The sequence below is a fragment of the Streptomyces sp. NPDC060184 genome (genome assembly GCF_042728795.1).
Classification (GTDB): Bacteria; Actinomycetota; Actinomycetes; order Streptomycetales; family Streptomycetaceae; genus Streptomyces.
Window position 1 is genome coordinate 122,860 of sequence record NZ_JBHWYX010000013.1, and the last position, 19,980, is coordinate 142,839.

The 19,980-nt window shown below is 72.8% G+C and carries 16 protein-coding genes; 7 read left to right on the plus strand and 9 right to left on the minus strand.

What is annotated here, in order from left to right; translation table 11 throughout:
* Positions 1–5: 5 nt before the first annotated feature.
* The 7 genes from ACFWEE_RS11735 to ACFWEE_RS11765 all read right to left on the minus strand — a co-directional run bounded on the left by ACFWEE_RS11735 (position 6) and on the right by ACFWEE_RS11765 (position 10,883).
* Positions 6–1,205: a sigma-70 family RNA polymerase sigma factor gene (locus ACFWEE_RS11735; RefSeq protein WP_386888465.1), complete on the minus strand. Its 1,200-nt coding sequence runs from the start codon at positions 1,203–1,205 to the stop codon at positions 6–8.
* Between the two features lie 125 nt (positions 1,206–1,330).
* Positions 1,331–3,250 carry a DNA primase gene (dnaG, locus tag ACFWEE_RS11740; protein WP_386888426.1) on the minus strand — a complete coding sequence of 640 codons (1,920 nt, stop codon included), beginning with the start codon at positions 3,248–3,250 and terminating at the stop codon, positions 1,331–1,333.
* Between the two features lie 250 nt (positions 3,251–3,500).
* Positions 3,501–4,760, minus strand: a complete 1,260-nt coding sequence (locus tag ACFWEE_RS11745; RefSeq protein WP_386888427.1) for an NAD(P)/FAD-dependent oxidoreductase — start codon at positions 4,758–4,760, stop codon at positions 3,501–3,503.
* 186 nt (positions 4,761–4,946) lie between these two features.
* A complete protein-coding gene (locus ACFWEE_RS11750) occupies positions 4,947–6,413 on the minus strand; it encodes a deoxyguanosinetriphosphate triphosphohydrolase (protein WP_386888428.1) in 1,467 nt (488 codons plus the stop codon).
* Between the two features lie 79 nt (positions 6,414–6,492).
* Entirely contained in the window at positions 6,493–7,368 is an 876-nt protein-coding gene (locus tag ACFWEE_RS11755; RefSeq protein ID WP_386888429.1) for a sirohydrochlorin chelatase, read from the minus strand.
* A 120-nt stretch (positions 7,369–7,488) separates the two neighbouring features.
* Entirely contained in the window at positions 7,489–8,433 is a 945-nt protein-coding gene (locus tag ACFWEE_RS11760) for an HAD family hydrolase (RefSeq protein WP_386888430.1), read from the minus strand.
* Between the two features lie 104 nt (positions 8,434–8,537).
* Entirely contained in the window at positions 8,538–10,883 is a 2,346-nt protein-coding gene (locus tag ACFWEE_RS11765) for a GH92 family glycosyl hydrolase (protein ID WP_386888431.1), read from the minus strand.
* Between the two features lie 296 nt (positions 10,884–11,179).
* On the opposite strand from ACFWEE_RS11765, the gene ACFWEE_RS11770 reads away from it, so the two are divergent.
* Entirely contained in the window at positions 11,180–11,665 is a 486-nt protein-coding gene (locus ACFWEE_RS11770; protein ID WP_386888432.1) for a hypothetical protein, read from the plus strand.
* 92 nt (positions 11,666–11,757) lie between these two features.
* The gene (locus tag ACFWEE_RS11775; RefSeq protein WP_386888433.1) at positions 11,758–12,174 is read left to right on the plus strand and encodes a hypothetical protein; all 417 of its coding nucleotides are present in this window, start codon (positions 11,758–11,760) and stop codon (positions 12,172–12,174) included.
* A gap of 12 nt (positions 12,175–12,186) precedes the next feature.
* Here the strand turns inward: ACFWEE_RS11775 and ACFWEE_RS11780 are convergent, their stop codons facing one another.
* Positions 12,187–13,293: a hypothetical protein gene (locus ACFWEE_RS11780; RefSeq protein ID WP_386888434.1), complete on the minus strand. Its 1,107-nt coding sequence runs from the start codon at positions 13,291–13,293 to the stop codon at positions 12,187–12,189.
* 12 nt (positions 13,294–13,305) lie between these two features.
* Positions 13,306–14,724, minus strand: a complete 1,419-nt coding sequence (locus tag ACFWEE_RS11785) for a cytochrome P450 (protein WP_386888435.1) — start codon at positions 14,722–14,724, stop codon at positions 13,306–13,308.
* A 242-nt stretch (positions 14,725–14,966) separates the two neighbouring features.
* On the opposite strand from ACFWEE_RS11785, the gene ACFWEE_RS11790 reads away from it, so the two are divergent.
* The 5 genes from ACFWEE_RS11790 to ACFWEE_RS11810 all read left to right on the plus strand — a co-directional run bounded on the left by ACFWEE_RS11790 (position 14,967) and on the right by ACFWEE_RS11810 (position 19,975).
* Positions 14,967–15,743, plus strand: coding sequence for a vancomycin high temperature exclusion protein (locus tag ACFWEE_RS11790; protein ID WP_386888436.1), 777 nt, complete (start codon positions 14,967–14,969; stop codon positions 15,741–15,743).
* 147 nt (positions 15,744–15,890) lie between these two features.
* The gene (locus tag ACFWEE_RS11795; RefSeq protein WP_386888437.1) at positions 15,891–16,643 is read left to right on the plus strand and encodes a hypothetical protein; all 753 of its coding nucleotides are present in this window, start codon (positions 15,891–15,893) and stop codon (positions 16,641–16,643) included.
* Positions 16,644–17,012: 369 nt separating this feature from the next.
* A complete protein-coding gene (locus ACFWEE_RS11800; protein WP_386888438.1) occupies positions 17,013–18,626 on the plus strand; it encodes an LPXTG cell wall anchor domain-containing protein in 1,614 nt (537 codons plus the stop codon).
* A 135-nt stretch (positions 18,627–18,761) separates the two neighbouring features.
* The gene (locus ACFWEE_RS11805) at positions 18,762–19,430 is read left to right on the plus strand and encodes a TetR/AcrR family transcriptional regulator (RefSeq protein WP_386888439.1); all 669 of its coding nucleotides are present in this window, start codon (positions 18,762–18,764) and stop codon (positions 19,428–19,430) included.
* On the plus strand, positions 19,427–19,975 hold the full coding sequence (locus tag ACFWEE_RS11810) for a GNAT family N-acetyltransferase (RefSeq protein ID WP_386888440.1): 549 nt from the start codon (positions 19,427–19,429) through the stop codon (positions 19,973–19,975). Before ACFWEE_RS11805 ends, ACFWEE_RS11810 begins: the two co-directional genes overlap by 4 nt.
* Positions 19,976–19,980 lie beyond the last annotated feature (5 nt).

Consider the following 19,980-nt stretch of genomic DNA (forward strand, 5'->3'; position numbering starts at 1 on the left):
GTGGCTCAGTCGAGGTAGCCGCGGAGCTGTTCGGCGTAGGCGTGGCCGCGGAGCCGGGCGAGGGTCTTGGCCTCGATCTGGCGGATGCGCTCGCGGGTCACGCCGAAGAGGGTGCCGATCTCCTCCAGGGTGCGGGAGCGCCCGTCGTCGAGGCCGTAGCGGAGCCGGACGACCCGGCGTTCGCGTTCGCCGAGGGTGGAGAGCACGGCTTCGAGGTGTTCGCGCAGCAGCAGGAAGGACGCCGACTCGGCGGGTGAGGCGGCGTCGCCGTCCTCGATGAGGTCGCCGAGGCAGGCGTCGTCCTCCTCGCCGACCGGGGCGTGCAGGGAGACGGGTTCCTGGGCGAGCCGCAGGACCTCGCGGACGCGTTCGGCGCTGAGTCCGAGTTCGGCGCCGACCTCCTCGGCGGCGGGCTCGTGGCCGCGTTCCTGGAGCAGCCGGCGGCGTACCCGCACGACGCGGTTGATCTGCTCCACGACGTGGACCGGGACGCGGATGGTGCGGGCCTGGTCGGCGAGGGCGCGGGACATCGCCTGGCGGATCCACCAGGTCGCGTAGGTGGAGAACTTGTAGCCCCGGGTGTAGTCGAACTTCTCGACGGCCCGGATGAGTCCGAGGTTCCCCTCCTGGACCAGGTCGAGCAGGGTGAGGCCGCGTCCGACATAGCGTTTGGCGACGGACACGACGAGCCGGAGGTTGGCCTCGATGAGGCGGCGTTTGGCGTTGCGGCCGAGGACGGTGAGCAGGTCGAGGTCGTGGGCGAGCCGGGAGTCGGGGCGGGGGCCGGTGGCGAGGCGTTCCTCGGCGAAGAGCCCGGCCTCGACGCGGCGGGCCAGTTCCACCTCCTCCGCGGCGGTGAGCAGCGGGACGCGGCCGATCTCCCGGAGGTACTGGCGCAGCAGGTCCGATCCGGTCCCGGTGTGCTCGGTGGTCCGGCCCGGGGGTGCGGCGGGTGCGGTCTCCTCGTCGTCCTGCTCCTCCAGCACGGCGTCGGGGGGCGCGGGCGGCCGGGCCCCGCTCTCCGGATGGTGCGCGGCCCTGCTCTGCGGGGGAATCCCGGGGGCGTACGCGGGGGTGTGCACGGGGGCGTGGTCCGTCGTACTCGTCACGGTCCGGGTCTGCACGGGGGCGACCTCCAGGTGATCGCTGCCGGAACGCGGGGACGGGGTCCGCCCTCGGTGGGCCGACGCGCTCCGATGACTCAGGCACCGCCGTCCAGTGTGGCGTACGGCACAACACCGCCACGAGGGGCGTGCGGCGGTTTTTTCGGTGCTGTCGTCCCGCCTGCGCGCCGGGGGGCCCGAGCGGTCGCGGGCGCGCCGGGGGTCTGTCAGAGCGCGTCGGCGCCGTGGCTGCGGAGCGCCTGGGCGTACTGCTGGAGGACCCAGACCTCGTTCTGCGCGGCGGCGAGGTGGTCGGGGGCGACCTGGGAGCCGAGGCGGGCGAGGCCGCTGTTGACGTCGGCGATCCGGCGGTCCACGGCGCGCAGCCGGACCTGGACGAGCTGCATGCCCGCGTAGGTCTCGTCGATGGACTTGCCGTGGAAGACCTCGACGGCGAGCTCGGTGACGAGCTTGCGCACCGAGTCGTGCGGGGTGGCCTCCAGGACGGCGGCCAGGTAGTCGCGGGGTTCGGCGACGCCCTGTTCCGCGCCGCCCGCCTCGGCGATGCACTCGCGCACCGCCGCGTAGGGCGGGGCGGTGAACTCGTCGGAGCCGTACGCGTCGAAGGCGGGCGAGACCAGGGCGGGCTTCTGGAGGGCCAGCTTGAGGAGCTCGCGTTCGGTGCGGTGGGCGGGGCTGCGGAGGTTGAGCGCGGGGCCGGAGGGGGCGACGGAGACGGGCGCCACGTCCTGGTGCCGGGCGCCGGGGCGGGCCGGCTTGCCGCCGTTGCCCTGGCGGCCTCCGTCGCCGCCCCGGCCGCGCGCCCACTGGGCGAGCTGGTGGACGCGGTGGACGACGTACTCCTGGTCGAGGATGCCGACGAGCCCGGCGAGCTGGACGGCCACCTCGCGCTGGACGCTGCTCGTCTTGATCTTCGCGACGACGGGCGCGGCCTCGTCCAGGGCGGCGGCGCGGCCGGCCGGGGTCTCCAGGTCGTAGCGCGCGACGATCTGGCGGAGCGCGAACTCGAAGAGCGGGGTGCGGGGTTCGACGAGGTCGCGGACGGCGTCGTCGCCCTTGACCAGGCGCAGGTCGCACGGGTCCATGTTGTCGGGCGCGATGGCGATGTAGGTCTCGGCGGCGAACTTCTGGTCGTCCTCGAAGGCGCGCAGGGCGGCCTTCTGGCCGGCGGCGTCGCCGTCGAAGGTGAAGATCACGCGGGCGCTGCCGTTGTCCATCAGGAGGCGGCGCAGGATCTTGATGTGGTCGTTGCCGAAGGCGGTGCCGCAGGTGGCGATGGCGGTGGTGACGCCGGCCAGGTGGCAGGCCATGACGTCGGTGTAGCCCTCGACGACGACGGCGCGGCTGGCCTTGGCGATGTCCTTCTTGGCGAGGTCGATGCCGTAGAGGACCTGCGACTTCTTGTAGATCGGGGTCTCGGGGGTGTTCAGGTACTTCGGGCCGTTGTCGTCGTCGCGCAGCTTGCGCGCGCCGAAGCCGACGATCTCCCCGGCGGTGTCGCTGATGGGCCACATCAGCCGGCCCCGGAACCGGTCGATCGGGCCGCGCCTGCCGTCCTGGGAGAGGCCGGAGGTGATGAGTTCCTTGTCGCTGAAGCCCTTGCCGCGCAGGTAGCGGGTGAGGTGGTCCCATCCGGCGGGGCTGTAGCCGACGCCGAAGTGGGCGGCGGCGGCCTGGTCGAAGCCGCGCTCGGCGAGGAACTTCCGGCCGATCTCGGCCTCGGGTCCGTCGAGCTGCTCGACGTAGAACTTCGCGGCGGCCTGGTGGGCCTCGATCAGCCGGATGCGTTCGCCGCGCTGGTGGGAGGGGTTGTAGCCGCCCTCCTCGTAGCGCAGGGTGATGCCCGCCTTCGCGGCGAGGCGCTCGACCGTCTCGGAGAAGGTGAGGTGGTCGATCTTCATCACGAACGCGAGGGTGTCGCCGCCCTCCTGGCAGCCGAAGCAGTGGAACAGACCCTTGGAGGGGCTGACCTGGAAGGAGGGGGACTTCTCGTCGTGGAAGGGGCAGAGTCCCTTGAGGTTTCCGCCGCCCGCGTTCTTGAGCTGGAGGTATTCGGACACGACGGAGTCGATCGGGACCGCGTCCCGTACCGCCTTCACGTCGTCGTCATTGATCCTGCCAGCCACGGGAGAAGTCTACGGGGGCGCGAGGGGTTGCTGCCCTGGCCGGGAGGCGCGGGCGCGGAAGGGGCCCTTCCTCGGGCGCGGAAGGGCCCCTTTCGCTACGGGCGGAGGGCACCGTCGCGCGGGCGGGGGACGCCCGTGCGCGCGCATGTGCGCCGGGCGCTTGACGGTGGCATGTCCCGTACACGGAGGTGCGGCACGTCTTCGGGTACGGGACGGGGGCCCGGACGGGTCCGGGAGGCCGCAGCGGCGGTCAGAGCAGGGATTCGAGCGGCACCGAGGGGTCGGCCAGGGCGTCCGGGTCGTGCTGGGAGCGGGCGGTGATCAGCGCCTGGACGGTCTCCGTGACGTCCCACACGTTGACGTTCATCCCGGCCAGCACGCGGCGGTCCCGCAGCCAGAAGGCGAGGAACTCGCGCTTGCGCGCGTCGCCCCGGATGACGACCTGGTCGTAGCTGCCGGGCGGCGCCCACCCCGAGTATTCGAGGCCCAGGTCGTACTGGTCGGAGAAGAAGTACGGCACCCGGTCGTAGCTCACCTCCTGGCCGAGCATCGCGCGCGCGGCGGCCGGGCCGCCGTTCAGGGCGTTGGCCCAGTGCTCGACGCGCAGCCGGGTGCCGAAGAGCGGGTGTTCGACCGAGGCGACGTCCCCGGCGGCGTAGATGTGCGGGTCGGAGGTGCGCAGCGAGGCGTCCACGGCGATGCCGCCGCCGTGCGCCCGGTCGGCGAGCTCCAGCCCGGCGGCCTCGGCGATGCCGGTGCGCGGGGCGGCGCCGATCGCGGCGAGCACGTGGTGGGCGGGGTGCTCCTCCCCGTCGTCGGTGCGCGCGGCGAGCACCACGCCGTCCTGGCCGACGATCTCGGTGAGGCGGGCGCCGAAGTGGAAGCGGACGCCGTGGTCGCTGTGCAGGTCGGTGAAGATCTGGCCCAGCTCGGGGCCGACGACGCCGTGCAGCGGGGTCGGCTCGGACTCCACGACGGTGACTTCGGCGCCGTAGCCGCGGGCCGCCGCCGCGACCTCCAGGCCGATCCAGCCTGCCCCGGCGATCACCAGGTGGCCGTTGTCCCGGCCGAGGGCGGAGAGCACACCGCGCAGCCGGTCGGCGTGGGCGAGGCGGCGCAGGTGGTGGACGCCGACCAGGTCGGTGCCCGGGACGGGCAGACGGCGCGGTTCGGAGCCGGTGGCGAGGAGCAACTTGTCGTAGTGGATCACGGTGTTGTCGCCGAGCTGGACCGAACGGGCGTACCGGTCGACGGAGGTGACCGGCTGGCCGAGGTGGAGTTCCACGTCGGCACCCGCGTACCACGCCTTCTCCTGGACGAACACGCTGTCGCGGTCCGCCTTTCCGGCGAGGTACCCCTTGGAGAGCGGTGGCCGCTCGTAGGGGTGGTCGCGCTCGTCGCCGATCAGGATCACCCGGCCGTCGAACCCCTGCGAGCGGAGTTCCTCGGCCGCCTTCGCGCCGGCCAGTCCTCCGCCGACGATGACGAACGTCCTGTGTGCGTCCACCACTTGCTGCCTCCTCAGTGCGTACTGCGCGGCGCCCTCACCCTGCGAGCCTCCCGCACGGAGGGTGAGGGCGAAAGAGGGTGTGCCCCTCCTGGCGCATGTCCCACGGTTGCGGGCCCGGCTGTGTGCCAGCACATCATCCGCCCCGCCGCCGGGGGCCGACCGCCGCGCCCCGCAGGTCACGGCGCGTCAGGGGGCCTGCCCCGTGACGTACCTGTGCAGGGAGCGTGCCGAGGCGTCCGTGAGGGCGGCGATCTGGTCCACCAGGACGCGCTTGCGGGCACGGTCGTCGGGCGCGGTCTCGAACAGGGCGCGGAACTGGGGTTCCAGGACGTCCGGCGCGCAGGCGGTGAGCGCGGCGGCGAGTTCGGCGATGACGACGCGCTGGTCGGCGCGGATCGCCTCCTGTTCGGTGCGCTGCATGACGTACCGGACGGCGACGGCCTTGAGCACCGCGCACTCGGCGCGGACCTCGCGGGGGACGACGAGTTCGGCTCCGTACCGGGTGAGCCGGCCGGGACCGTGGACCTCGCGGGTCGCGGTCTCGGCGGCCTGGCAGAACCGGCCGATGAGCTGGCTGGTGGCGTCCTTCAGCCGGGCCTGCGCCACGGCCGAGCCGTCGTAGGCGTGCGGCCACCACTCCTGGCCGGTGAGCCGGTCCAGCGCCTCGGCGAGCTCCTCGGGGTCGGTGTCCGGCGGGACGTACCGGCCGATGGCCGCCGCCCAGATCGCCTCCCGCTCGGCCGGGTCGTGCAGGCGGGCGGGGACGAAGTGGCCCGCGTGCAGGCCGTCCTCGAAGTCGTGGACGGAGTACGCCACATCGTCGGACCAGTCCATCACCTGGGCCTCGAAGCAGGTCCGGCCGGGCGGGGCGCCCTCGCGGGCCCAGGAGAAGACCGGCAGGTCGTCCTCGTACACCCCGAACTTGGCCGATTTCGGGTCGGTGGGGTGTCCGCCGCGCGGCCAGGGGTACTTGGTCGCGGCGTCGAGCGCGGCCCGCGAGAGGTTGAGGCCGACGCTGGTGGGCTCGCCGGTGAGCGGGTCGCGGACGAACCGCTTCGGTTCCAGCCGGGTCAGCAGCCGCAGCGACTGGGCGTTGCCCTCGAAGCCGCCGCAGTCGGCGGCGAACTCGTTGAGGGCCTGTTCGCCGTTGTGGCCGAACGGCGGGTGGCCCAGGTCGTGCGCCAGGCAGGCCGTCTCCACCAGGTCCGGATCGCAGCCGAGGACCGCCCCCAGCTCCCGGCCGACCTGCGCGCACTCCAGGGAGTGGGTGAGCCGGGTGCGCGGACTGGCGTCCCAGCCCACGCCCCGGGTGCCGGGCGTGACGACCTGTGTCTTTCCGGCCAGTCTGCGCAGCGCGGCGGAGTGCAGCACGCGGGCGCGGTCGCGCTGGAAGGCGGTGCGGCCGGGGCGTTTGTCGGCCTCGGTGTCCCAGCGCTCGGTGTCGGAGGGGGCGTAGCCCGGGGGCGGGTAGTACGAGGGCGAGCCGGCAACGGGTGCCGCGGGGTGCGGCGTCGAGGACGTCGGCGCGGCCGGCCGGTCCGTGCCGGGCTCGCCCGGGTCCTTCTCGTCCCGCGCGTCCCGGTCCGTGCTGTCGGTGTGTCGCGTCCCGTGCTGGTGTGTCCCGTGCGTACCGATCTCGTGTGTCCCGTCCATGGTGACGACCATAACGACCGGATCCGGCAGTTGACCGGGATCGTGCGGGAAGGAACCGCACGGACGGGCGGGGCCGGAATCAGACGGACGCGAGCAGCGGTTCGCCGGCCCGCGGGCCGCCGGCCGCCGGAGCCGCGCCCCCGCACGCCTGGTCGTAGCGGTGCAGCAGCAGCCGGACCATCGCGGGGTGGTCGCCGAGCGGGGACGCCGCGATGCCCGGGGCGGCCTCCGCCGCCGCCGTCGCGAAGCGGCCCGGGGCGGTGAAGTACGAGGCCACGGCGGTGCGGTGGTGCCCCCGGGCGGTCAGCGCGTGGACCGCGACGGGCACCGTGGGCGTGGCGGCGGAGGCGTACGCGGGCACCACCGGGACCCCGCCCAGCCGCTCGGCGAGCAGGCGGGCGGTGCGCCGGGTGTCGGCGGCGGACTCGGGGTCGCGGGACCCCGCGGCGGCCAGCACGACGGCGTCCCCGCGCCCGGCGGCCCAGCCCGCTTCGACGAGCCGCCCGTACAACGCCTCCACCAGCAGCGGGTGGGGGCCGAGCGGGGCGGCGACGCGGGTACGGACGGCGGGTGCGGCGGCGGCGAGCGCGGGCAGGTCGTGCTTGACGTGGTAGCCCCGGCCGAGCAGCAGTGGTACGAGAACGGCGGAGCCGCCCGCGAGACCGGCGAGCGTACGCGGCAGCAGCGGTTCGTTCAGCTCGATGTGGCCGAGGCGCACGTCGAGGCCGGGGCGCGCCTCCCGTACCCGGTCGAGAAGTCGCGTCACCGTCCGGAGCGCCCGCGGGTCCCGGCTGCCGTGCGCCACGGCGACCAGGGCCGGGGAGCCGTGGGCCTCTTCGAAGGTGTCGCCCGTGGGGCGGGCGGAGGGCCGGGTGCGCTGCATGGGCCTGCGGGTTCCGTTCCGGGAGGCGACGGCGGGGGACGGCGGGGCGCCGGGGTGCGGGGGCGCCGGCACGCCTGGTGCCGAGGAGCCCGTACCGTCCTGGCGCCAGCCTGCCGGACCGAGGTTGCCTCTCCGTTGCCGCGAGGGGTCCCGGGTGTTTTCGCCGTCCTCACGGGCGCCCGTGGGCCGTTGTCAGCTCCTCGGTACGGGGGTGACACGGGCGGCGGGGGTGGTCGGAACGTGGGTGACGACCGGGGTGACCGTGAACTCCTCCCCCGCACCGGGCTCCCCCGTGCCGAAGGATCCCGCACCGAGGGACCCCGCGCCGACGGCTCCGTACAGCTGCTCCAGGACCACGCCGACGCCGTCCTCCTCGTGCGTGAGCGTGCGGTACGGGGCGGCGGCGAGGACGGCGGGGTGGGCGTTGGCCATGGCGTAGCCGGCTCCGGCCCAGCGGAGGATGTCCAGGTCGTTGGGCATGTCCCCGAAGGCGACGACGTCGGCGGCGGTGAGCCCGCGCTCCGCGCAGAGCAGCGACAGGGTGCCAGCCTTGGTGACTCCCGTGGCGCTGATCTCCAGCAGCCCGCGCCCGCCGGAGTGCGTGTACTGGGCGAGTCCGGGCGCCGCCCGCTCGACCGTCGCGAGCAGGGCGTCGGCCTCGGTCCGGTCCGACCAGGCGAGCAGCTTGGTGATGGGGTGTGTGCCGGTGCTCCAGAGGGCTTCCCGGGACGGGACGACGGACGCCCCCTCGTCGTCGCCGGAGAACCGCAGCAGGAAGGAGGGCTCGAAGAGAACCCGGTCACCGGTCTCGATCCCGAAGGAGATCTCCGGCAGTTCCGCCGCGAACCGGTCGGCGACGAGCCGGGCGGTGGGCAGGGCCAGCGGCCGGGAGGCGGTGACCGTACGGGTGGCGATGTCGTAGACGAGCGCGCCGTTGCTGCACACCGCCGTGCCGGTCAGCCCGGTCGACTCGGCGAGCCGGTCGAGGTACCTGGGCGGCCGGGCGGTGACCACGACGACCTCCGCACCGGCGTCCCGCGCGGTCCGCAGCGCGCGCAGGTTCCGGTCGGAGAGGCTGCCGTCACGTCGCAGGAGGGTTCCGTCGAGGTCGGTGGCGACCAGGCGTGGGGTTCTCATCGCACGATGCTAAGGGCTCCCGCGGTGGCGGAAAACGGGAGGACCCGCCCCCGGTGAGGGGCGGGTCCTCGCGTCGGTGTACCGAGTGCGTGCCGGTCAGCGCGTCACTTCAGGGCGGGCGGAGCCGCGCTCACCGAGGTGCCCCACGTCGAGGGCTCCGTGCCGACCTTGTAGGTCAGCTCGCGGGTGTCACGGATGTCGGCCGTGGTCAGGTAGGTCTTGGCGTACGAGCGGCCGTCGGCCTTCGCGGACTGGATGTAGCGCGCCGAGTCCGAGGTGCCCGGAGCCTTCACGGTGAGCTTGCCGTTCGGGTAGTAGCGCTTGTCCAGCGTCAGGTCCACCCGCTCGAAGACCGGGGTGGAGAGGCCCCACGTGTCGGTGCCCGGCTGGACCGGGAAGATCCCGATGGAGGAGAGGACGTTCCAGGCGGACATCGTGCCGAGGTCGTCGTTGCCCGTCATACCGGTCGGGGTGTCCGTGAAGAGAGTCAGCGCGGCGTGCACCACGTCGGTCGTCTTCCAGGGCTCGCCGGTCGAGAGGTAGGTGTACGGGGCGATCAGGTCGGGCTCGTTCTGCGGGTTGTACTTGTCCGCGTTGTAGTACGCGTACGGGCCGTTGACCCACGTCTCACGGGCGGTCTTCGCCGGGTCCTGGACCAGCTGGTCGTAGGCGAAGAAGGAGTCGAGGCGGGCGTTGGCGGACTGGGTGCCGCCGATCAGGTCGACCATGCCGGGCAGGTCCTGGGGGACGAGCCACTGGTACTGCCACGAGGTGCCCTCGTGGAAGCCCACGCTCTGCGCCGGGTCGACCGGGCCGGTGAAGGCGCCGGAGGCGTCACGGGCACGGAAGAAGCCGGTCGAACTGTCGAAGATCTTGCGGTAGTTCTGGGCCCGCTCGGTGTAGCGCGCGGCGTCGGCCTTGTGGCCGAGGTCCTTGGCCATCTGGCCGAGCATCGCGTCGGAGAGCGCGTACTCCAGGGTCGCGGAGGCGCCGTGGTCGTAGTCCGAGTCACCGGGCTTCACGTGCGCGCGGTTCGCGATGTACGGGGCGAAGCCGTTCTCCAGGTACTCCTTGTTGGCCTCGCGGCCCACCGGAGCGGAGTCGGCGGGCGGCACGCCGTCCGCGTTCTTCTTCAGCGCCTTGTACGCCTTCTCCTCGTACCCCTTGAGGAGGCCCTGCTGGTAGGCGTTGGTGAGGAACGGGGTGACCGGGTCACCGGTCATGATGTTCGTCTCGACCGTGCCGTAACCCCACTTGGGGAGCCAGCCGCTCTCTTCGTCGATCTTGATGACGGAGATCGCCATGTCGCGGGACTCGCTGGGCGCGAGCAGCGACAGCAGCTGCGCCTGGGTGCGGTAGGTGTCCCAGAGCGACCAGTTCTGGTAGTACGTGAAGCCCTTGGCCCGGTGGATCTTCTGGTCCCAGCCGGTGTAACGGCCGTCCACGTCGCTGCCCACGTTGGGCGCGAGGAACGAGCGGTACAGCGAGGAGTAGAAGGTCCGGCGGACGGTCTCGCTGCCGCCCTGCGCCTGGACGTCCTCGAGCCGGTCCTCCCACGCGGCCTGGGCGGCCTTCGCGACGTGGTCGTAACTACGGCCGCCCTCGGAGCGGAGGTTGAGGGCCGCGCCCTTGGCGTCCACGTAGGAGATCGCGGTCGTCGCCTCGACGGTGCGGTCCTTGGTGGTGTCGAACCGCAGGAAGGCGCCGTTGCGCTCACCGGCGGCGGTGGAGGACGTGGAGCCCTCGGTGACGACGTCGCCCTTCCACGTGCCGGAGACCTTGAACGGCCGGTCGAAGCGGGTGATCGTGTACACCGTGTACGGCTTGGTGTCCTGGCAGAAGCCGCTGCCGGTGATGGCGGTGCGCACGGTGCGGTTGTCGAGGATCTCGACCTTGGTGCTCACCGTCTTGTGCAGCGACTGGCCCGCGTTGATGAGGACGTTGGCCTTGTCGGTGGCGGGGAAGGTGTAACGCTGCACCCCGGTACGGGCGGTGGCGCTCAGCTCCGCCTTGATGCCGGACTTCAGGCCGACTTCGTACGTGCCGGGAGCGGCCTTCTCGTCGTCGTGGCTGAACTCGGCGGCGTAGACGGCGTTGTCCGTCGAGGTGATGTCGCCGGTCGTCGGGAGCACCGGGAGGTCGCCGCCGAGGCCGCAGCCCACACCGGAGATGTGCACGGTGGAGAAGCCCCGGATGTGGTTCTGGGAGTAGTCGTACCCGGTGTTGTGGCCGGTGTCGGGCGAGAACTGCACCATGCCGAACGGCACGGCCGCACCGGGGTAGGTGTTGCCCTCGTTCTCGGACCCGATGAACGGGTTGACGAGATCGGTGAGCCTGTCCTGACCGTGCCGGCCGGAGTCGGCCGCGGCCGGCGCGGCGACGGCTCCGCCGAGGAGCGCGGCCGTGGCAGCCGCCGTCCCCGCGCCACGCATCCAGTGGGTCCATCTCATGGAAAGAACGCCTCTTCCGACGTAGACAACGTTGTCATACCGCAGTGCGTGATCATTCTTGGCCGGTCTTCGTGTACTCGTCAAGGGTCGTGCACGGTGAACTCCCGGCGCGGCGGGCCGAGGAGCCTGCCACTACGAATCCGCAACGGGGGCGCAACGGAAGAACCGCCACGCCGTGCCCCCGCACGGCCCGGGCCTACCATCCGACGCACGAGGACCATCCCAAAAGGTCCCGGACAAGGGGGAGTTCGGTGCCGACGGTCTCTGCAAGGCCGGTCTTACGGCGGTGGGCACGCATGTGGGCGGTCGGCCTGGCCCTGGCCACGACCTCCGGGTGCGGCGCCGACGACGTGGCCGTCACCGGCATCTCCGTGACGACCGACGGCCGGCTGCTCGGCGTCATCGTGGTCTGCGAGGACCACATCGACAACGTGGGCCTCCTGGCCAAGACTTCCGACCCGCAGGGAGGAGTCCGCGTCGGCGAGTGGACCCCCGATCGACGCCTGGAGGCCGGGCTGACCACCTGGTCGCTCGACTCCCCCACCTCCGGCTGGACCACGGTCAGGGATCCTGGGCCACTCAAGGACGGCACCGTCTACACCCTCTTCGGATGGACCGAGGACCACCGCCTGGGGTCCGAGGACATCGACTTCACCACGGCCGACCGGGATCGGCTCATGCCCGGAAAGGTCCTCTACCAGGAGTACACGGAGGACGGCGAGGAGGCCGTCCGCTTCGCCGCGCTGTCGGAGTTCGAGGCCACGGCGTGCCGCCGCATCTGAGAAACCGGCCTCGCACCGGGACCCGAACCCCGCCCCGGCCACGGCTGGTTGGAGTATCGCGACCCGCTCGGAGCAACCCGTAGGCTTCGGCCATGGCTGATCGGTGGTACGTCCTGATCGAGGAGGACACCCGCGGGACACGGCGGGCGGACGGCGTCGAACTGAGGCTGCACCACTGGACGTTGGTCGCGAGTCACCCCGTGAGCGGGACGGAGTCGGACGCGCGCGCCGTCGCCGAGGACGCGGCGCTGCACTTCGTACCGGGCATCCTGGCCCGCCACGCCCGTCCCGGGGAAACCCCGGGCCGCAGCGCCTTCCTCGCGGGCGACGGCTCCTGGCTGGTCCACGTCCGCCAGAACCACCGCGCGTGCCACTTCCGCGTGACCACCGCCCGCCTCGTGCACACGCGGGAGGAGCGGCAGGCCCCGCCGAAGTCCCTGAAGGAGAAGGTCCGTCACGCCCTGGACGGCCCCGAGCCGCTGCCGGCCCCGTGGACGCCCCAAGGATGAGACCGCCCTCGGTCAGCGACCGGTGAGCACGTCGTCGACGACGGCGGAGAGGCTGTCGTCCATGGGCAGGCGGGTCATGGCGCGGCGTTCGATGTAGCGGTCCACGAGCCTGGCGTAGGAGAGGGAGACGCGGGAGTAGCGGTCGTAGACGGTGCCGGGGAAATCGGTGACGTCGTGGAAGTGGGCGGTCAGGCGCAAGAACGCACCGTGCAGCCGGGTGCGGTGGTGCGCGTTCTCCCGTTCGCCCCGGTCGCGGCGGACACCGAAGTTGGTCGGTTCCTTCACGCCGACGCCGTACTGGTCCTTGGAGATGTCCATGCCGAGGGTCTGGGCCACCCCGGCGGAGACGAAGGCCGCCCAGTCGCAGTCGTCGAAGGAGAGGCGGAAGTAGTACGCGATCAGGTGCAGGACGGGCAGGGTCTCGGCCGCGTAGGTCCGCACGACGCTCGCGCGCAGGACGTCCGGCTCACGGACGTACGCCTGGATGGCGTCGAGGTGGCCCGGCGGTGCCATGTCCGGTGCGGCGGTGGACCACTTCTCGTAGAACTGGATCCGCGCGCTGAACAGCGTCTCCTGGTAGGCGTGGGCGAGCCACCGCGCGTCCCGGTCGCCGCCGAGCGCCTTCACCCGGTCCAGCACCTCCCCCAGGCTCTCGTCCCCGAGCCGGTGCACGCCGCCCGCCACGTCCTGCGGCGGGACGACGACGTCGTCCAGGACCGCCATCGACGCCACGGCCTTGGCGATCGCGTGCCACAGCGGATCCCGGCGATAACCGGCGAGCCACAGGGCGAGCCACTGCACGGCGTCCCGGACGATGTACCGGTGCACGTCCTCCAGTGACGTGTCGCCCTTGCGCGTGCAGATCAGCTCCGCCGGTTCGGCCCCGGCCAGCCACGCCGAGAAGGCACGCCCCTGCGTACTGCCCCGGTACGCCTCGTCGGTGGCGTCGAGCAGCGCGAGGCGGTCCCGGCGGCACTCGCTCTCGATCTCCAGCAGCTCCGCCTTGTCCAGCGGCTCGGGCTCGGCCTCCGGGAGGAACCGGGTCAGGCCCCGCAGCTGAGCGTCCCGCGCCCGCGCGGTGCCGAACAGGTCGATCTCGCTCAGGTGGAACTCCAGCATCGACGCTCCTGGTCAGCTCGGGTCTCGCGGCGTGCTCGGGTCTCGCGGAGTGACGGACATCGGCAGGGCATCGGGGTGGATCTGCGCGTCCGCCACCGCCCGGACCCGGTGCCCCGGAGCGGGGTGCAGATGCCAGCGCGTGGTGACGGCGGAGAGCACGGCGAGCATCTCGGCCCAGGCGAAACCGTCGCCGATGCACTTCCTGTTACCGGCTCCGAAGGGCAGGAAGGAGGCGCGCGGGAGGCTCTTCTCCGGCCGGGTCAGCCACCGGTCGGGATCGAAGCGCAGCGGGTCGGGGAAGCAGGCGGGGTCGCGGTGGAGCGTCGCGGCGCTGTAGATCACCTCGGCCCCGCGCGGGAACGCGTACCGCCCGACGCGCACGGGCTCCAGGGCCCGCCGCCCCATGAACCACAGGGGCTGGTACAGGCGCAGCACCTCCTGGACGAACCGCGCGGTGTACGGCAGGGCGGCGGGGGTGACGGCGCCCGGCCCGGCCGCCCGGGCTTCGGCGCTCATCCGCTCGGCCATGTCCGGGTTGCGGGCGAGCACGTGCAGGGCCCACGACAGGGAGGTGGCCGTGGTCTCGACACCGGCGACGAGGAAGGTGAGCATCTCGTCGCACGCCTCCTCGTCCGACATGCCGCCCTCGTACGCGAGCATGAGCGCGAGAACGCCGTGGCTCTCCGGGTTGCTGCGGGCCTGCCGTACGGCCGATTCGGCGAGCCGGCGCAAAGCCGCCGCCGAGGCCAGGAACCTCCGCCGCCCCGGGGTCGGTACGACGGCGAGCGCCGGTGGCAGGATGGTGGCCCGGAGCACGCCCCGCACGAGGACCCCGAGGTCACCGCTGACGCGGGCGCCCAGATCCTCGATGGCCCGCCCGGTCCCCGACCCCTCGGCGAACGGGAAGAGCGTCGGCACCAGCATCGCGACGGCCAGCTCGCGCATCTCCCGCTCCATGGCCACGATCCGCCCCGTCGGCCAGCCGCCCACCCGGGCCCCGGCGACCTCCGCGAACGTGTCCGCGTACCGGGCGACCCGCTCCCGGTGGAACGCCGGCTGCACCATGCGCCTCTGCCGGAGGTGGAAGGGCCCGTCGGACGACGCCAGCCCGTTGCCCATGAACGGCCGGACCCGGTCGAACAGCGTGCCCTTGCTGAACTTCCCGCTCTGCGCCACCAGCACGTCGTGTATGGCGTCCGGGGCGTTCAGTACGTAGAACGGACGCCGCCCCAGTCTCATCTCCACGACGTCACCGCACCCCCGCAGCTCCTGCAGATACGCCGCTCGCCCCCGCGCCAGCCTGAGCAAGTGCCCGACCACCGGCGCTCCACCGGGCGCGAGAGGAACCCCGCCCGCCGCTGTCGCGTCCAATCCGATCCCTCCTCGCCCCAGGGGCTGTCCCACCAGGGATGCGGGACGGTCCTCAGCCATGCCCGAACACCGTAGCGATCACGAGGCCCCGGGGGACACAGACGATTCAGCCGATCACCGGCGTCGCTTTTCTGTCCCGGAGTTCCCGCTCGGCCGAGTCCGGGGGTTCCGGACGCCCGGGGCTCCGGGGCTCCGGGCCCGGGAGAAGTTCCCCGGGTGCAGAACCCCGGAGCGCGCTCGTTCGTCCCCTGGTGAGGGGGAGGTGGCACGAACGCCGTGCGCCGCTCATCAAGGGGAGTTCCATGCGACGACCGAGACTGCCGAGAGCCCTGACGCCACCGGGACTGCGGCGGGTGCTGCGGCGGGTGCTGCGGCGGGTGCTGCGGCGGGTGCTGCGGCCGAGCGCGTGGGCCGCGCGGCTGCCGCGTACCCGGCGCGGTCAACGGCGGGCGGTCCAGGGGCTGATGGTGGCGTGTGCGGTGGCGCTGGCGCCGATGACCTGGATGTACACCTCGGTCGAGGCGCGTGTACGGACCACGGCCGACGCTCCGGCCGAGGGCGTGGCCGTGGTGTTCGGGGCCGGGCTGTGGGACGGGAAGCCGTCCCCGTACCTCGCGCACCGGCTGGACGCGGCGGCCGAGTTGTACCGGGCCGGCAAGGTGAAGGTCCTCCTGGTGACCGGCGACAACAGCCGTGCGGAGTACGACGAGCCCGACGCGATGCGGGCCTACCTCACCGCGCACGGGGTGCCCGCCGCGCGGATCGTCCGGGACTACGCGGGCTTCGACTCGTGGGACTCCTGCGTGCGGGCGAAGAAGATCTTCGGGGTGGACCGCGCGGTCCTGGTGAGCCAGGGGTTCCACATCCGGCGGGCGGTCGCGCTCTGCCGGGCCGCCGGGATCGACGCGTACGGCGTCGGCGTCGACGAACCGCACGACGCCACCTGGTACTACGGCGGTACGCGGGAGGTCCTCGCGGCGGGCAAGGCGGTCCTGGACGCCGTCCTCCGACCCGACCCGCACTTCCTGGGCCCCAAGGAGACCGGTGTCGCGGACGCCCTGGCGGCGGCGCGGGGGTGAGGGTACGGCGCCGGAGGTGAGGGCGCGGCGCCCGGGGGCCCGCCCGGCTCGTGGGCGAACGGCTCGTGAGCGAACTGTGACCGCCGCGGGCGGTGTCGCCGCCGGAGGCGGCGCATGGGGGCTTGGCCCGGCGGGAATCACGGCTGGGTGAAGTCAACGGGGTACGGACGGAACGGGAACCGCGGGCGGCTGCCCGTCTGGTTACGGGGACTGGTCGTCCTCGCGGCCGGGTGGGGGGTCTTCCTCTGCGGTCAGCAGATCGCCGACGGGTACGCGGCGACCATGGACTACCGCGACGCGCCGCTCTGCGCGGCCGGGGGCGGCAGTACGGCCGGGAGCACGGCCGGGGGCACCGGCGAAGGCGGCGGGGACGCGTGCGTGCGGCGCGAGGCGGGCACGGTGCTCGACAGCCGGACGGGCGAGCGGTGCAGCTACGACGGCACCAGCGGGAGTTCCGGAGGCGGTACGACGACCTGCACGACGTACTACGACGTCAAGATCGAACGGCCCGCCCGCACCGACTGGTTGGCGGTGGACTCGGGGACGTACGACAAGGCACGGGCGGGCGACCCCGCCGAAGTCCGCTTGTGGCAGGGCGAGGTCGTCGGGCTGAAGGTGCTCGGTCACACCTTCTCGTACGAGCCGTCCTCGCAGAGCGGGGTCCTGTGGCAGCTGGCGGTGGGCTGTCTGGCCCTGGCGGTCGGCGTCTGGGCGGCGCTGAGCGGACGCCTCTTTGAGCTCTTCGCCTTCCACAGCTTCGGCCTGCTCTTCGTGGCCTTCGGGAGCGCCTGGCTCGGCTCCCTGGCCCTGTTCGGCGGGCACTGGCTGACCTGGGCGTTCGCGAGCGTATGGACGGGGTTCGCGGTGTTCTGGACCGTGGGCGCCCGGCGGATGAGGTGACGGCCGGGGGCTCGCGCCGTGCTTGACACGACGACGCGTTCCCTCCCCCGGACCGGCCCCTGAGGTGGTGTCCGCCCCCGTGCACACCGGGTAGAACGTGCGCGGCGCCGGGTCCGGCATGGCGTCCGGCACCGACCTGTCGGTGTGCTCGGCGTCGGCGGTGTACTGCTGGTTGCCGTCGTCCCGCTTCCTGTCGAGGCCCCCGGGGCCCCCGAGTCCCTCGACGTGCGCACCGTCTCGGCGGAGTCCGTTTCGATTTCACGGGCGAACTCCCGGACTCCCGGACTCCCGCACAACCATCTGTGATCCCGGCTCGTCACACGAGGCAGCCGGTGCACCAACTCCGGCCGACAGAAGGGGAAATACCAGATGCCATCAGTCCATCGGCGCGCCTGGTCCACAGTGCTCGCGCTCACGGCCGCCGCCTTGTTCGGAACGGTCCTGGCGGGGGCCCCGGTTCACGCCGAGGACGGGCCCGCGCTGAAGTTCACGGTGGTGCGCTCCGAGGTGGGGCTGCCACAGCCCGCCGACCGGTCGGACCCGCCGCAGATCAGCTGGGGGCTGAAGGGGGACACCGACGGCGGTACCGCCGAGGACGTGGTCGTCACCATCGACGCCTCCGGCATCTCCGCGTTCACGGACCTCGACTCCACCTGCGTGGGCGACATCTGCACGTGGCCCGCGCACGACATCGCCCCCGACGGGTACCACGGCGGCGTCCTGGACATGAACGCCAAGCCGGGCGCCCCGCTCGGGACCACGGGCACGGCGCGGCTCTTCGCGACCTCGTCGAACGCGACCGTCGAGGAGATGACCGTCAAGGTCACCGTCGGTGCGGTGGATCTCGCCGTCGAGAGGATTCCGGACACCGCGGACGTCGAGCCCGGTTCGACGCTGAACACCCCGATCAGGGTGTCCAACTCCGGTTCGCTCGTGGCCGACCAGGTGGATCTCACGCTCGCCACGACGCGCGGTCTGGGCTTCGCCCAGCAGTTCTCCAACTGCAGCTACGGAACGAGCACGGACATCCCCTCGGGACACGGGCAGTCCATGGACCGTGCGGTCTGCCACCTCACCACTCCGGTCGAACCGGGCAGGGCCTACCGCCTCTCGTCGCCCGTCGGGATCGCCGTGAAGCCCACCGCGCTCTACGAGTTCGTCGACTACGAGATCGCCGCCGTGTCCACCTCCGTGCCGAAAACGGCCGCATCCACCGGACCGGTGCTCGAACTCGTCGAGGACGGCACGCCGCCGGTCGTGCGGACCGATCACGCCCAGTGGCAGATCGGGGCGGACAACACGGCCGACATCGAGGTCACCGGTTCCACCGCCGACGTCGCCCCGGGCAACGAGGCCGAGCTGACCGCGACGGTGCGCAACAACGGACCGGCGGACTTCAACCTCGTGAACTCGGACGCCCAGATCGGCGTCCTGGTCGAGATCCCCGAGGGCACCACCGCCGTGACGATCCCGCCGGAGTGCGGGGTGTGGACGGGCGGCGGCACGGGCGAGCCCACGCCCGGCGCCCCGGAGTACATCTGCGCGGTGGAATCGCCGTTCACCGTGGGCGAGTCGCTGGAGCTGCCGTTCGCCGTGAAGGTCGGCGCGGACGCTCCGGCCACGACCTCCGGCAAGGTCACCGTCACCACGGTGTACGGGGGCGGTCTGGACGCCGACACCGAGAAGGCCAACAACACGGCGGAGCTCGTGGTGAAGACGTCCTCCTCGGCCACCGCCGGTCCCGCGCCCACCGCCACCGCCTCGGGCACGGACACCCAGAGCGCGGGGGTCCGGAACGCGTCCGCCGACGGCAAGGCCGGAGCCGGCCCGTCGGGCTCGCCGACCGCCTCGGGGACGCTGGCCTCGACGGGCAGCGGCTCCGCTCCGGCGCTCGCGGCGGCCGGTGCGCTGATGCTCCTCGCGGGCGGCGCGGTGGCCGTCACGGCCCGCAGGCGCCGGACCCGGCCGGGGAACACGGCCTGACCCACGCTGTCCGTGGCGGCAACCACCGGTCCCGCGACCGGTGGTTGCCGCCCTTGCCGTTCCCGGAGCGCCCACGGCCGGCCTGGTAACATAACGCCTGTAATAAAACATGCGTTACGCAAAGAGGTGCACGGAATGCCCAAGCAGGTCGACCACGAGGAACGGCGTGAGGCGATCTCGCAGGCGGTGTGGCAGGTCGTCTCGGAGAGCGGTCTGGAGGGGCTGACCCTGCGGGCGGTCGCGACCGCCGGGGGGTGCACGACCGGCATGGTCACGCACTACTTCCGCGACAAGAGGGCGCTGCTGGCCCACGCCAGGGCCCTGATGCACCGCCGCATGGCCGACCGCATCGACGCGCTCCCCGCCCCGTCCGACCCGCGCGCCGCGCTGTACGCCGTGGCCGAGCAGGCGCTGCCGCTGGACGAGGTGCGGCGCCGGGAGGCCGTGGTCTGGTCCCAGTTCCTGCTCACCACGCGCAACGATCCGGCGCTGTTCGGCGAGCACACGCGCAGCCACGCCTCCTGGATCGACCGGCTGACCGCTCTGACGCGCGCCGCCTGCCCGGAGGACCCGGAGGCAGCCGTACTCGACGTACGGGTACGCGCCCTGGTCGCCTGCGTGGACGGTCTCGCCCTGAACGCCGTGACCGATCCCGACGCCTATCCGCCGGAGCTCCAGCGCCAAGTCCTGAAGACCCAGCTCGACCTGGTGCTCGGCCGGCCCTCGGCCCGCCCCTCCCCCGCCTCCGAGCCCGCACCCGCCCCCGGGGCCGCCCGAAAGCCCGCAAAGGACTGCCGCACATGACGACCGACGACCTGACCGTCACCGCCGCCGAGCCCGACGACCCGAGGGTCCTGGCCCTCGTCCGCGACCTCGACGCCGATCTCGCCGCCCGCTACCCGGACGAACCCTGCACGGGCGGCGCCCACATCCACCCCGGCATACGTTTCCTCCTCGCCGAGGCGGACCGTCGGCCGGTCGGCTGCTGCGCCGTGCAGCCCTTCCCCGCCCCGGACACGGCGGCCGAACTCAAGCGGATGTACGTCGTCCCGCAGGCGCGCGGCCGGGGCATCGCCGCCCGCCTGCTGGCCGAGGCGGAGCGGGTCGCCGCCGCGCTCGGGCACGGCGAGATGCGGCTGGAGACGGCGGTGCACCAGCCCGAGGCCATCGCGCTCTACACGCGCGCCGCCTACGCGCCGATCCCCAACTACCCGCCCTACCAGCACAAGAAGCTCAGCCGCTGCTACGCGAAGCCCCTGCCGCTGCCCCGACCCCTGCCTCCCGGGGACTCCGCCGGGCCCGTCGCGGCCGGAGTCGCGGACGACCGTCCGCGACAGGCCGGGCCGTGACGGAA